The 13,298-nt window shown below is 46.2% G+C and carries 13 protein-coding genes and 1 CRISPR repeat array; of the genes, 3 read left to right on the top strand and 10 right to left on the bottom strand.

Annotated features, from left to right (window positions below; translation table 11 throughout):
- Window positions 1-50: 50 nt before the first annotated feature.
- Complete coding sequence (locus ACWGOO_RS05275) at window positions 51-701, bottom strand: hypothetical protein (RefSeq protein ID WP_452481749.1); 651 nt, start codon at window positions 699-701, stop codon at window positions 51-53.
- A 174-nt stretch (window positions 702-875) separates the two neighbouring features.
- Here ACWGOO_RS05275 and ACWGOO_RS05270 point away from each other — a divergent pair, with 174 nt between their 5' ends.
- Window positions 876-1,091 carry a helix-turn-helix domain-containing protein gene (locus ACWGOO_RS05270; RefSeq protein WP_014282582.1) on the top strand — a complete coding sequence of 72 codons (216 nt, stop codon included), beginning with the start codon at window positions 876-878 and terminating at the stop codon, window positions 1,089-1,091.
- Window positions 1,092-1,339: 248 nt separating this feature from the next.
- Window positions 1,340-1,843: a CRISPR direct-repeat array (repeat unit 32 nt; unit sequence GTTTCAATCCACGCTCCTACATAAGGAGCGAC).
- A 200-nt stretch (window positions 1,844-2,043) separates the two neighbouring features.
- Here the strand turns inward: ACWGOO_RS05270 and ACWGOO_RS05265 are convergent.
- Window positions 2,044-2,724, bottom strand: coding sequence for a hypothetical protein (locus ACWGOO_RS05265; RefSeq protein ID WP_452481748.1), 681 nt, complete (start codon window positions 2,722-2,724; stop codon window positions 2,044-2,046).
- Between the two features lie 160 nt (window positions 2,725-2,884).
- Between ACWGOO_RS05265 and ACWGOO_RS05260 the strand changes: the two genes are divergently transcribed.
- The gene (locus ACWGOO_RS05260; protein ID WP_452481747.1) at window positions 2,885-3,349 is read left to right on the top strand and encodes a DUF4395 domain-containing protein; all 465 of its coding nucleotides are present in this window, start codon (window positions 2,885-2,887) and stop codon (window positions 3,347-3,349) included.
- On the opposite strand, the gene ACWGOO_RS05255 is transcribed toward ACWGOO_RS05260, so the two are convergent.
- The 8 genes from ACWGOO_RS05255 to moaA form a co-directional block, all read right to left on the bottom strand.
- Entirely contained in the window at window positions 3,331-3,678 is a 348-nt protein-coding gene (locus ACWGOO_RS05255; RefSeq protein ID WP_452481746.1) for a DUF2294 domain-containing protein, read from the bottom strand. The two genes, ACWGOO_RS05260 and ACWGOO_RS05255, sit on opposite strands and share 19 nt — an antisense overlap.
- 237 nt (window positions 3,679-3,915) lie before the next feature.
- Window positions 3,916-4,581, bottom strand: coding sequence for a molybdate ABC transporter permease subunit (gene modB, locus ACWGOO_RS05250; RefSeq protein ID WP_452481745.1), 666 nt, complete (start codon window positions 4,579-4,581; stop codon window positions 3,916-3,918).
- A gap of 28 nt (window positions 4,582-4,609) precedes the next feature.
- Window positions 4,610-5,431 (bottom strand): molybdate ABC transporter substrate-binding protein, encoded by an 822-nt coding sequence (modA, locus tag ACWGOO_RS05245; protein WP_452481744.1) that lies wholly within the window; start codon window positions 5,429-5,431, stop codon window positions 4,610-4,612.
- 77 nt (window positions 5,432-5,508) lie between these two features.
- The gene (locus tag ACWGOO_RS05240; protein ID WP_452482038.1) at window positions 5,509-6,561 is read right to left on the bottom strand and encodes a thiazole biosynthesis adenylyltransferase ThiF; all 1,053 of its coding nucleotides are present in this window, start codon (window positions 6,559-6,561) and stop codon (window positions 5,509-5,511) included.
- Window positions 6,562-6,595: 34 nt separating this feature from the next.
- Window positions 6,596-7,300 carry a molybdenum cofactor biosynthesis protein MoaE gene (locus ACWGOO_RS05235; RefSeq protein ID WP_452481743.1) on the bottom strand — a complete coding sequence of 235 codons (705 nt, stop codon included), beginning with the start codon at window positions 7,298-7,300 and terminating at the stop codon, window positions 6,596-6,598.
- Window positions 7,301-7,356: 56 nt separating this feature from the next.
- The gene (locus ACWGOO_RS05230; RefSeq protein WP_404521467.1) at window positions 7,357-7,605 is read right to left on the bottom strand and encodes a MoaD/ThiS family protein; all 249 of its coding nucleotides are present in this window, start codon (window positions 7,603-7,605) and stop codon (window positions 7,357-7,359) included.
- Between the two features lie 289 nt (window positions 7,606-7,894).
- Entirely contained in the window at window positions 7,895-8,707 is an 813-nt protein-coding gene (gene fdhD / locus ACWGOO_RS05225; protein ID WP_452481742.1) for a formate dehydrogenase accessory sulfurtransferase FdhD, read from the bottom strand.
- Between the two features lie 40 nt (window positions 8,708-8,747).
- Window positions 8,748-9,761 carry a GTP 3',8-cyclase MoaA gene (moaA, locus tag ACWGOO_RS05220; RefSeq protein ID WP_452481741.1) on the bottom strand — a complete coding sequence of 338 codons (1,014 nt, stop codon included), beginning with the start codon at window positions 9,759-9,761 and terminating at the stop codon, window positions 8,748-8,750.
- Between the two features lie 591 nt (window positions 9,762-10,352).
- On the opposite strand from moaA, the gene fdhF reads away from it, so the two are divergent.
- Entirely contained in the window at window positions 10,353-13,295 is a 2,943-nt protein-coding gene (fdhF, locus tag ACWGOO_RS05215; RefSeq protein WP_452481740.1) for a formate dehydrogenase subunit alpha, read from the top strand.
- The last annotated feature ends 3 nt before the right edge of the window (window positions 13,296-13,298 follow it).

Genomic DNA, 13,298 nt, shown 5'->3' with positions numbered 1-13,298 from the left:
GACTATCCAACTGCCCACCTAAGCCATTTTGTCGTCAGCGTAGCAACTATTTATGTACGGGCATACACTTCCTCTTCTACTCTTTCAATCGCTTGAATCAACGTCAAAAAAGGATTCTCAAGCTTATACTGAATGGCCTGTTCGTCTGTACCGCCAGCATCACACCATTCCCAGTACATATGTACATCTACGGATTCCAGAAAATATACAGATAAGGCTTCGACTGGATTCATAGCATACATCGCCATAAAGGCTTCATTCGAGAGTTGCTCATAACGCAAGTATTCGTCTTTCATCAGGTGCAGCAGATGCTGGATTGCCTGATCATTCACATTCATGATCCGACGGATGAACGCATTGCGTCTTTCAACGGTATTCAGTATGATTTGCATAGCATGACGAAGCTGTACAGCTTCGGGACTGATTTTGAGCAGGTGAATTAAATCATTCGTGGTTAGATTCGGGTTCCAGGGGGGTAATTCAATAATCCGTGTCCATGCATCGTTATACCCTCTTTCAAAAACCTCAATCGCGTCCGAAACATCGACACCGATGGTTTGCCATTTCCGATGAAGTGCATCCACAATATGATAATAGTGTAGCTCTGCCGCTCCTTGCTCTCCCTTTTCCTGCTCCCACACCTGATTCATGCGTACAATATCCTTGATCGCTTGCACATTCGCTTTCCGTTTTTCAGTCATAGGTATCATCCTCCATTGAAATTCTGGTAAAATAGCAATAGCAAAGCTAAGGGTATGTTCGTTACATCCCTTTGGGTTGTAGTATTATATTCGCATTAGCGAATAAATGGTATATGCATTATATTATTCGCATAAACGAATAATGTCAATGAGTTTTTAGGAGGTTTCTTTTTCTTGCTAAAATTAAATATAAGGCTTAAAGAAGTGTTAAAAGAGCGGAATATGACGCAAATGCAACTTTCAGAAAAATCTGGGGTTAACCAAGCAAGAATTTCACAGCTTTGTAAAAATGGGAGACAAGAAGTAAACTTGCTTATGCTTGAAAAGATCGCTCATGCTCTGGAGATCAAAGACATTTCCGTGTTAATGCAGTTTGAAGAAACAGAATAGTGTGGTTTGTGCATGCTAAACGTAGGAATTGATTAAGGAGTCTGTTTTAAAACGGGCTTCTTTTTTGGTATTCAGCTTTTTAGGGCGGTGGTTCAACAGTTTCACGTCTATAGAAAAAGTTAGTTCATATGAGTTTATTAGCATTTTATAACCAACCTAAAAAAGGCTTGCCAAGTTCTAAGGCAAACCTTTTTTTATATTTCAAAGAAAAATGAGGAACGTCATAGCTGTACTACATGTGTGGTATGCTTTCAATCCACGCTCCTACATAAGGAGCGACCTTGTCATTGGTGTCATGTTCACTAAAGCCTCAAAAGTTTCAATCCACGCTCCTATATAAGGAGCGACCCCGTTATTGAAAGATACACCGCCAGTGCTTACAGTTTCAATCCACGCTCCTACATAAGGAGCGACGAAATGGCGGGGAAGTGCCTTGCCAATTGACAATTTGGTTTCAATCCACGCTCCTACATAAGGAGCGACATCTTATTACCAGAGATTGCGCCAGGAGCTGTTGGTTTCAATCCACGCTCCTACATAAGGAGCGACGGCGTAAAAATCCGACCGGATTATTAACCTTTTTAGTTTCAATCCACGCTCCTACATAAGGAGCGACCTTCTTGAGCGAGATGTAATTCCCGTTCCCAATAATGTTTCAATCCACGCTCCTACATAAGGAGCGACAAATGTAAATGGTTTACTCTCTGAATAGTCCGGCGTGTTTCAATCCACGCTCCTACATAAGGAGCGACAGTACGCGTTACAAAGCCTTACCCAGCAAGGCTTTGTAAACGCTTTTTCGCGAATCTCTTTTCAACTCACTAATAAATGTTAAAAATCACACCCCAAAATCGCTGAATCCCTTGTCTGGCGCGGGGTGCGAATGTTCCGGGGATTTCATGTGCACTTGGGGTTCGCACTCAAAGCCTATGAAATCTCTTACCTTGTTCTGTTATAAATTCTTTTTTAATTCCTGATCCTTTTGCTGGTCACTCAAATGCTGTAGTTCCTTGCTGTCATACAATAGACTCAGGGCGGGTTCGAAATTATCACCATGTAAATCAAGCAAAATTTCTGTGTCTTCCGTCTCCCATACTGCCTGATAATGCAATTCGCCTGTCGCTACAGCCATTCCCCATTGGCTTGGTGTATCTTTGTATAAATCTCCCTTCCAAAGGGTATCATCACTGCTAGGCTTGCCGTATTTCTCCGTCAGGCTCTTTTTTAAGTCATTATAATTCTCAATATACTCATTTTTATTGGTATGTTTCTCTATAATTTTATAACCTGCACGAACCAATTGATTATCCACAAATAAGTACATGAGTCCGCTTTCCAGTCCCAATATCTTGGAATAATAGCCAATCGACTCATGATCTTCTTCCTCAACCTTCATATCTTCAGATGCCTTTACTTGTTCTTGACTCATCCCCCAGCCTACGTTGCGAAATGAAATTTTACCTTTATATCCATTATTTTCACTTGCTACCGTCTCATGTACAGATGAACTGGCAGAGCCTCCTGATGCATTTGAACTTGTAGCACTCTCTGTACTTGTGGTAACGCTCTTGGAAGAAGTACAACCCGATAGAACGACTCCTGCCACGCATAAACATAAAAATATCTTTTTCATAAACTGACCCCTTTACCGAATATATGCCAAAAGTCTACCATGACTTTGGGTATGGGTCTATAGTAATGATCATACAAACCATTTTTCAGATATCTATTCCCCAACCATTACGTTATAATAATCTCAAATATTTTATTCCGATGTGAAAAGGTTGATATATATGAGTCAAGTTCCAGCCTCGATTCCCCGTCCGTTGGTCAGGGCTAATCAATGGGTGATTGTGTTGTCTGTGGTCTTTACCTGGAATACAGGAGCGTATGGGGTGTTAGCTATTCCACTGGTTGCGGGGTTGCTCGGTGTGCTTTTCAACTTCAATCCGGTGATGCGGATAGCCAAGCTGTTTTTAAAGAAAAACCCTTCCTCGTATGTGCAGGAGGACCGGGGACAGCAAAGATTCAATCAGTTCCTTGCCGCCTCTTTTCTGCTAGTGACTCTGGTAGGATTTACGTTCCAATGGAGTATTGTCGCTTATGTGTTCTCGGCGATGGTGCTGATGGCGGCATTGGTGGCTATTCTTGGCTTTTGTGTTGGATGCTTTATTCTCTGCCAATGGTCCCAATATCAATATCGGAGAAGAAATTACGTATATATAGTCTCCCCTTCATCCTATTTTGCAACAATATGATCCTCAAACACAAAAACAGAGATGGCTATATCTTCCTCCACCTTAATATCCGAAAAGAGGTGCAGCAGTCGGGAATCCATGTACTCCTCCAGTTCTTTATTGAACTGTAGGGGATAGATTTTTTGAACCATTTTGGTTCGGGCTGCATGTACCATCTCTTTCCCTGCAACCTCTTGTGCCAGAAACTTTTCAGACGGGGTTAAATTACCGTATAGCATCGTGATGGCCATGTTATCTACAAAGGTTGTATGTATGCGTTCCGGACCTTTTCCAAATAGCTCTTTACGTACTTTGCGAATAATCTCGTTAAAACCTGTTTCCTTTCTCATATCGCACCGCTCTCCTAATTCTACTAAAATCCTTGTAACTATTTCTATCATAACCGATTCCCCTCATATAAAACAGAGATCGAACAAAAGTGATTTTTGGAACATGTTGTGTAGTATAAGCTGAACTTAAAAGTTACCGATGTATTTTTCGAGTTCAGCTTATTTTTTTATTATAGAGAAAAATAAAACACAGCCTGCCCCATGGGCAGACTGCATAAGTTTCATACTCCAAACGGACTAATCCTTCACCAATCGGTTCGAAAGCAAAAGCATAATAAAAGAGAACAGAATGATGACTGCCACCCAGCTCCAGGAGAGTGTCATATTCCCAGCCTCAGACGCGGTGTAAATCGCCGTAGACAGGGTTTGCGTCTGTTCGGGAATGTTACCCGCAAGCATCAGCGTAGCGCCAAATTCCCCCAATCCCCGGGCAAATCCAAGAATGTATCCCGATATGAGCGGGCGGTAGGCAAGTGGCATCGTAATGTAGCGAAATACTTGCCATTCGCTGGCCCCCTGTGCGCGTGCAGCCTGCTCTACCTCAGGATCAACGGCTTCAAAGCCTGCCTTGATCGTCCGGTAAGCCAGTGGAAAAGCAACAACTACGGCAGCTACTACCGCAGCTCCCCACGTAAATACAATGGTCTGCTGGAACAGGCTTTCGAAGGCTGTTCCGATCCAGCCTTTCCTCCCTAGCAAGATGAGCAAAATAAAGCCGACAACCGTGGGGGGCAAGACAAGCGGAAGAAGTAAGACCGTCTCGATCACGCTTGTTCCCCTCCGCAGCTTGCAGTTCGCCATCATCCGAGCCACCACAGTAGCTAACAGAAATACAAAGATGCTGGCGACGACGGCTACTTTGACGGATACGATAACCGGAGGAAGAAAAGCTGACCAATCCAACGGGACCCCCCTCCTTTATATATGGATGCTATTTCCCTGTAGTTTCTGTAGGAGCTGAGAATCCGTCTTTATTGAATACGCTCATCGCTTCATCGGTACGCAAAAATTCGAGAAACTCGCCAGCTTCCTTGCTGTGTTTAGTAGCTTTTACAATGCCTTCTGGATAGAGGATCGGAGCATGGAGTTCCTCAGGTACTTCCAGCGCAACAACTGCTTTATCGGATGATTTGGCATCCGTCAGATAGACCAGTCCGGCATCGGCATTGCCTGTTTCAACATAGTTTAATACTTGTCTTACGTCCTTGGCGAATACCAGCTTCGGCTCCAGCTTGTCCCACAGTCCGGCTTTCGTCAGTGCCTCTTTGGAATACTGTCCAGCAGGAACAGTAGCTGGCTCCCCGACAGCCACTTTCAGGAAGGATGGGCTCGTCAGATCATGGAGTGTAATGCTTTTGTTATCCGTGCTCTTCACTGTATCCTGTGGGACAACCACGACCAGTTTATTTTGAAGCAGTACGCTATTCTTTTCCACCAATGAAGCATCGGTTAATGCCTTCATTTGCTTCATACCTGCCGAAATAAATACGTCAGCGGGTGCGCCTTGCTCAATTTGTTTTTGCAATGTGCCAGATGAAGCATAGTTAAAGGTAAGTTTGATATCCGTATGCTGCTTTTCATACTGATCCTTGAGCGTATTCAGACTATCTTGGAGGCTCGCTGCGGCAGATACGATGATCTCTGTTTTTGGTGCAGATTGTGCTGACTGTACAGCAGCCGGAGACGAGCAGCCAGCCAGTACCCATGCCAACAATCCAACGAACGTGTATATGTACCCGAATTTCATTCTCAACTTACTCTTCTCCTGTCCTATAGATTTTCCGAAATGGGTTAACGATGTACACCTCATAACGGTCCAACTCTATTAGGTCAGCCCAAATATTTGTGAACAATAGATCTCGCCGCGGCGATATCCTTTGTGCCATGGATCAGAACGCGTCCATCCTGAAATAGAACCAGCCGATGCGCTCCAATTATAACGGATACTAGATATGGATTATGTTCTACTTTTCCTCCCTGACGTGACAATAGACGTGCCGCTTCATTCAGATCGCGCACAGCACCAGAGGCCGGGCGAATTTGAACCGTATCACGTCCGCACAAAACAGCCGACTTGGTTTGATGCTCCGATTGTAAAAAAGGATATACCGGATGCTCGCCGCACGTTGGACAGTCGGCTTTCTTCATCGCGCTGATCTGGATCGCCTGATGCTGATTGTTCCACAGATCGAAGGAAATTAGCTTGCTTTGCAGCGCTGAATCGTCCCCAGTGAGCAGCTTCAGTGCTTCGGCGCTTTGGTAGGCTGCCACCATCTGCACAGCCGGGCTAATCACACCGACCGTGTCGCAGGTCGCGCCGCCGAGCGGTACGGTTCCAAGCAGGCAATGCAGGCACGGTGTCTGCCCCGGCACGATGGTAAAGGTCGTCCCGTAGCTACCCACACAAGCCCCGTAAATCCAAGGAATTTGGTGCTTGACCGCATAATCGTTAATGAGCAGACGTGTATCAAAATTGTCCGTGGCATCTACGATGAGGTCCACACCTGCTGCAATATCGTCGATTTCTTCCAGCGATACGTCCCGAATTAGCGCACGAATGTCCACGTCTGAATTAACTTGCTGCAATCGCTTCTGCGCTGCCACTGCCTTTGGCATATGATCACGAGCGTCCGCTTCATCATAGAGCTGTTGGCGTTGCAGATTGCTCCAATCTACATAATCGCGATCCACCAGCGTCAGTCGTCCGATGCCCGCTCGCACCAGCATGTCCGCATTGGCGGTACCCAGTGCTCCAGCCCCAATGATAAGCACGTGCTTGCTGTGGATATTTTGCTGTCCTGCTGGCCCAATTTTCGTAAACAGCTCTTGCCTTGAATATCGGGCATAAGACGCGTGCGTCTGCGCTTCTGTATCGACGTCCATGTTCTGTTCCTTCTTTATTTCAGACATCATTGTTTTACGCCCCATAAGGGTTCCAACCTCCTAGCTGATGCCCCTTCCATTCCGAGCCATCCTCCCACACTTCCTTTTTCCAGATCGGCACGATTTGCTTCAAGCGTTCAATCGCATGGCGGCTGGCTTCGTAGCAAGTATCACGGTGTGCAGAAGAAACAGCAATTATAACGCTCGTCTCTCCAATCCTCACCGTACCAAGCCGATGTGTAATCGCAGTACGTGTAGACGGCCAACGCTCTGCAATCTCGTCACCAATCTGCTTCATCGTGTTCATCGCCATCGGGACATACGCCTCATATTCCAGCAACACGGTACGCTGACCTTGCGTATATTCCCGAGTCGTACCATTAAAGGTCAGGGAAGCCCCATGGGATGGGTCCTGCACCTTCGCGGTCACCTCATCAGCGTCAATCGGATCGTACGTGATCGCAAATAAGCCGCACGCTGAAACGACCGTTTCCATCCCTGGTGCCGACTGAAGAAGAGTGATTGTATCTGAAGGACGGATGAGTTCCTCTGGAGAAGCCAGTTTTTTATTATTCGTAAAAAAAGAACCTTGCAGCTGAGAAACCGCTTCCGGATATTGCTCATTCAAGCTTTTTCGAATATCTGTAATGGTCACCGTTTCCTGCGGAAAATCCAGCGTAATCACGGATTCACCAAGCTGCTCTGCCATACCCGCGAATAGTTGAATACGGTATTGCATATACATCTGACCCCCTTTGCACCTATCCTATCGAACTCGCTTAGCCTGTATCGAATTTACCCTCCTGAAACCGGGGGAATGATCGCAATTTCATCATATATACTCACCAGATCCTCCGGTGCGGCATAGGCTTGGTTTCTGGCAACAAAAGAGCCCCGCAACTGCGCAGCTACTTCAGGGAAGCGCTCGGATAGCAGGTCTTTTAACGCGGCAATGGTCATCGTTTCCTGATCGGTGGGTACTGTGATGATCGGCCCTCCCATCTGCTCCGCAAGACCGGCAAATACTTGAATATGATATTTCACTTAAAATGTTCACCTCTTTTCAGTTTCCATGGCTTGTCCATATATACACGAAGAAAAACTATATAAACTGAATTAAAAAAATGTACATGGAAAACGGAGTAGGCGGAATGGTGCTGGACAAGCGATAGTGGACGCCTGAAAACTGTCCTCCGGAAAGCTCGTATCGTAAGCATATACTGCCCCCTGATTCCTACCTTTTTGATTTCATTCAGGAAATTCGGGGGCAACAGCGATGGGAAGCACCATCCGCCTGCGCAGTGGTGCATCATGTACATTGAGGATTTTCACATTACATTTTAGATTCAACCAGTTCCTCAATCCGCTGGGGATGCGTATACACATTCAGAGAATGAGTTCGTATAAAGCCTACCGTAGTAATGCCCAAATCCTCAGCCAATTCAAGCGCAAGCTCTGTCGGAGCCGACTTGGACAACACCACTTCACATCCAATCTTGGCGACCTTCAACAAAATTTCAGACGAAATTCGCCCACTGAATACAATGATTTTATCTTGTAATACAATACCATGCTTGAGGCAATATCCATAGATTTTATCCAGCGCATTGTGACGGCCAATATCCATTCTCGACAGGATGATTCGGTCTTTGTCGCACAGCGCGGCATTATGAACGCCCCCGGTCTCCTGAAATGTAAGTGCCGAATTTCGCATCAAATTCATCAAGCGGAAGCAATCGTCAAAAGACAGCGTGACATGGGTGTCGTTCATCCTTTTTGCCACTTTGGCATCGTTCATAAAGTAGAAGCCCTGTCTGCTTTTCCCGCAGCAGGAGGTAATGTACCGTTTGGAGTGAAAGTTTTGATAAAACTCATTCATCCGGCGGGTTTTGATATGAACAAAACCTTCTTTTTCCTGAACCCAAATATCTTCGATATCATCGTACCGTTGAATGACGCCTTCAGAGGCCAAAAAGCCTACTGCCATATCCTCCACATACTCCGGTGTACAAACCATGGTGGCAAATTCCTGCTGATTGATTTTGATTGTCACCGGATGCTCCGTCACCACAGTGTCCTCAAAACGCTCGATTTGACCGTCGCGATAACGCAAAATCTCGCGTTTTACCTCAGCCGGCTTTTCCATGTGCTCCACTCCCTTGTTTCTGATAGGCTGGCTCTTCGGTTCACCCGCCGATGTGTGACATTTCAATTTTAGACGATGCTTGTTGTGTATGATTCAGCCGTTCCTCTGAATAGCGGTCGGTACGTCCTCTCCAAACACGCTCAATGTAAGCTCTAACCTCATCATCGGACTGTTCGGAACGCAGCATCGCGCGAAGCTCGTACCCCTGTGAGGCAAACAGACACGTGTACAAGGAACCTTCGGCAGAAATTCTCGCCCGTGTACATGTGGAGCAGAAAGCGTCCGTAACGGACGAAATAATGCCGATTTCTCCTTCTCTGTCCTGATACCTGTAACGCGTCGCCACCTCACCTTTATATTGGGGTGGGACAGGCTCCAGCGGCATTTGCTTATGAATGGTTTCAATGATCTGCTGCTTGGAAACGACCTGATCCAATTTCCAGCCATTGGTGTTGCCCACATCCATAAACTCAACAAACCGCAAAATATGTTTTTTCTTTTGAAAATAGTCGGCCATGGGCACAATATCCTGATCGTTGAAGCCCTTTTGCACGACCATATTTATTTTTACCTGCATCCCTACTTGTGCTGCCGCATCAATACCATCCAGCACGGATTGCACGCTGCTTCTTCCTCCGTTCATCCGGCGGAAGCGAACATCATCGAGCGAATCCAGACTGACCGTCACTCTCTTCAATCCTGATTCTCGAAGCGCTACTGCATATTTAGGAAGAAATACGCCGTTCGTCGTCATAGCAATATCTTCAACTCCTTTGAGTTGAGTTAACGAATGAATGAGCAAGGACAGGTCCTTTCTCAACAACGGCTCACCGCCCGTAATGCGCAGCTTGGTAACTCCTAGAGAGACAAAAATTCGGGAAAGTCGAATGATTTCCTCAAAGGTCAATACTTTTTCTTTTGGCAAAAACGGATAGTTATGGCCAAAGATTTCTTCCGGCATACAATACCGGCACCGAAAATTACACCGGTCTATGACGGATATTCTCAAATCTCGTAACGGGCGATTCCATTGATCATCGCTCCGGTTCGCCATCCCGTTCACCTCAATACGTCTTCATTTCATTTTATACTGAACCAAAAAACCGACATCACAACAAATCCTTCGTCTTTGAACATCGAAGAATCTGCTAAATGCCGGTTAATTTATCTACATCAGGATTCTACGAATCCTCACATCATGTGATATAGAAAAATCAAACTAACAAGCGCTGCGACAAATAAAGTATACGCGATTCCCCACGCACACTCCATTCACGAATGCTCTGCAATAGATTATATTCCTCTATTGTTAGCAATCCTCGAACGTTTGTCAATGCTTTTTCGATTTCTCATACGATAATCATTATCAATTAAAGTTTTAATAATGTACCGTTGAACAATCTTAAATTTTACGCTATAGTTACACTGGATACATGCAGAAAATGACATATTCAAGTTATTGATATACAGGCGGTGTGTACCGTTTGTTATTAATACATACGCATATGGCGGATTGGCCTCCAGGACCTAGAGCCTGGTCACTACTCCACCATAAACACAAGTGCTTCATCACGAGCACTTGTGCTTATGGTGGAGTTTTTTTATTTCTAATTTTTAAATTTCAAATTTGAAAGGAGCCCGAACCGTGATTGAGAGTACAATCAAAATTACATTAAACGGACAGGAACTGAAAACAAAAGACAGCGCAACGATTCTTGAAGTCATTAACGAAAACAACATCGCCCATCCTCAACTATGTTATGTTCCCGAGGTCGATCCGATCCGCACCTGTGATACCTGTATCGTGGAAGTCAACGGCAAGCTCGTTCGCTCCTGCTCGACGCTCGCTGCGGACGGAATGAATATTCAATTAAACTCGGACCGCGCCAAAGAGGCCCAAACCGAAGCAATGGATCGGTTGTTGGAAAATCACCTCCTCTACTGCACCGTGTGTGATAACAACAATGGTAATTGCTCCTTGCATAATACGGCAGAGCTTATGGAAATTGAACATCAAAAATATCCATATCAGCCCAAGGTTGATCCGACGGAAGTCGATATGTCCCATCCGTTTTACCGCTATGATCCGAATCAGTGTATTGCCTGCGGTCAGTGCGTAGAGGTATGTCAAAACCTTCAGGTCAACGAAACCCTGTCTCTCGACTGGGGAGCAGAACGCCCTCGCGTCATTTGGGATGATGGTGCTGCAATTAACGATTCCTCGTGCGTCAGCTGCGGTCAGTGTGTAACGGTCTGTCCTTGTAACGCCTTGATGGAGAAATCCATGCTGGGTGAAGCAGGCTTCATGAGCAGCATAGAGAAGGATTTGTTAAATCCGATGGTAGATTTAATTAAGGAAGTGGAGCCGGGCTATAGCGGTATTTTTGCCATTTCCGAAGCAGAAGCAGCCATGCGTGAAACCCGTACGAAAAAAACCAAAACCATTTGCACCTTTTGCGGCGTAGGTTGCAGCTTTGAGGTTTGGACCAAAGGGCGCAAAATTTTGAAGATACAGCCTACCTCTGAAGGACCTGTGAACGGCATCTCAACATGCGTTAAAGGAAAATTCGGCTGGGATTTTGTGAACAGTGATCAGCGTTTGACCAGCCCTTTAATTCGTCAAGGTGACGAATTTGTGGAAGCGACCTGGGAAGAGGCACTAAGCCTGATGGCCAGCAAAATGGGTGCTATTAAAGAAACACACGGCGGCGAGGCGCTCGGCTTTATTTCCTCGTCCAAATTTACGAATGAAGAAAATTATCTGATGCAAAAGTTGGCGCGTCAGGTATTCCAAACGAATAACGTCGATAACTGTTCGCGGTATTGCCAATCCCCTGCCTCATGGGGGCTGCAACACACCGGAGGCATTGGCGGCGACAGCGGTACGATTAAAGACATTGCCAAAGCAGGTCTGGTCATGCTGGTCGGCTGTGCGCCGGGAGAAGGACATCCGGTGCTGGCTACCCGTATTAAACGTGCGCATAAGCTTCACGGTCAAAAGCTGATCGCGGTCGACCTGCGCAAACATGAAATGGCGGATCGTGCGGACTTATTCATTCGTCCGAAGCAAGGGACAGATTATGTATGGTTATCCGCTGTAACCAAGTACATCATTGAACAAAACTGGCATGACGCAACATTCATTGAAGAACACGTAAACTTTTATCCCGAATATTTGAAGTTGCTGGAGAACTTTACATTGGAATTTGCAGAGCAAGAGACGGGCATTTCCAAAGAGACGCTGATTGAGGTAGCGACTATGGTCCATGAAGCCGACGGCACTGTCATTTGCTGGGGCATGGGTGTAACGCAAAACATCGCAGGCTCCTACACCTCTATTGCGATTGCCAACCTGTTGCTGGTGACCGGAAACTTTATGCGTCCAGGTGCAGGCGCGTATCCGCTTCGCGGACATAACAATGTTCAAGGCGCTGCTGATATGGGCACGATGCCGGATATTTTCCCTGGCTATCAGCCTGTCACCAACGATGACATTCGTGCCAAGTTCGAAGCGGCCTACGGGGTACACATTCCAGGCCAACGCGGACTGGACAATATTCAAATGCTGGAGGCCATTGAAACAGGTGAGCTGAAAGCGATGTATATCGCCGGAGAAGAAATGGCGTGGGTGGATGCAGACTCCAACCATACACAGGAAATGCTGGCGAATTTGGATTTCCTCGTCGTTCAGGATGTATTCCTGAGCAAAACAGCCGAATTCGCGGATGTCATTTTGCCAGCCGTACCTTCGCTCGAAAAAGATGGAACTTTTACGAACACCGAACGTCGTGTGCAGCGGTTATATGAGGCGCTCAAACCTGTAGGAGATAGCAAACCGGACTGGTGGATTTTCAGCCAATTTGCGAAGCAGATGGGATTTGATTGGAACTACAGCCATCCGAGCGAAATTTTTGAGGAAATGGCGTCACTCACTCCATTTTTCTCCCAATGTAATTATGACGTATTGGAAGGCTGGAACAGCTTCCACTGGGGATCGCCGGATGGCAGCAACACACCACTTCTGCACACCAATGGCTTTAACTTCCCGGATAAAAAGGCACGTCTCGGTCTTTTCGAATATGTACCTCCTAAACAATACCCGGCTGAGTTCGATCTTACCTTAAACAACGGCCGACTGCTCGAACAATTCCATGAAGGAAATCTGACGACCAAATCGCCGGGGATCCAGCTCAAGCTTCCAAGTGTATTTGTGGAAGTATCGCCGGAATTGGCGGAGGAACGCGGAGTCAAGGACGGATCGCTGGTTCGTCTGGAATCGCCATATGGTGCCGTGAAGCTGCGTGTTCTCGTCACCGACCGGATGCATGGAACCGATATCTACGTACCTATGCACTCCAGCAGCCATGACAGCGCCGTGAACCTGTTAACTGGCGGAGCATTCGATGTAATCACCAACACACCAGCTTACAAACAAAGCAAGGTACGGATGCAAGTTTTGGAGGTAGATGGTCAAAATCCGCTGCCACGTATCAACCCGCGCTATAAACAGCGTCATCCGCAAAATGGGGTTGAAGTGGAGCGGAAATGGAATCGTCCCGGTTACGTCGATCTGGTGGATCAAAAATAAGGA

It is taken from the genome of Paenibacillus sp. NPDC055715 (assembly GCF_053617595.1).
Note: the sequence above shows the minus strand (reverse complement) of the source record. Positions and strands in the feature narration are given on the sequence as shown.

Coding starts and splice junctions, on each gene's coding strand:
- ACWGOO_RS05275 (WP_452481749.1), bottom strand. CDS start 701: ATGACTGAAAAACGGAAAGCGAATGTGCAAGCGATCAAGGATATTGTA.
- ACWGOO_RS05265 (WP_452481748.1), bottom strand. CDS start 2,724: ATGAAAAAGATATTTTTATGTTTATGCGTGGCAGGAGTCGTTCTATCG.
- ACWGOO_RS05260 (WP_452481747.1), top strand. CDS start 2,885: ATGAGTCAAGTTCCAGCCTCGATTCCCCGTCCGTTGGTCAGGGCTAAT.
- ACWGOO_RS05255 (WP_452481746.1), bottom strand. CDS start 3,678: ATGAGAAAGGAAACAGGTTTTAACGAGATTATTCGCAAAGTACGTAAA.
- ACWGOO_RS05240 (WP_452482038.1), bottom strand. CDS start 6,561: ATGGACGTCGATACAGAAGCGCAGACGCACGCGTCTTATGCCCGATAT.
- ACWGOO_RS05235 (WP_452481743.1), bottom strand. CDS start 7,300: ATGCAATACCGTATTCAACTATTCGCGGGTATGGCAGAGCAGCTTGGT.
- fdhD (WP_452481742.1), bottom strand. CDS start 8,707: ATGGAAAAGCCGGCTGAGGTAAAACGCGAGATTTTGCGTTATCGCGAC.
- moaA (WP_452481741.1), bottom strand. CDS start 9,761: ATGGCGAACCGGAGCGATGATCAATGGAATCGCCCGTTACGAGATTTG.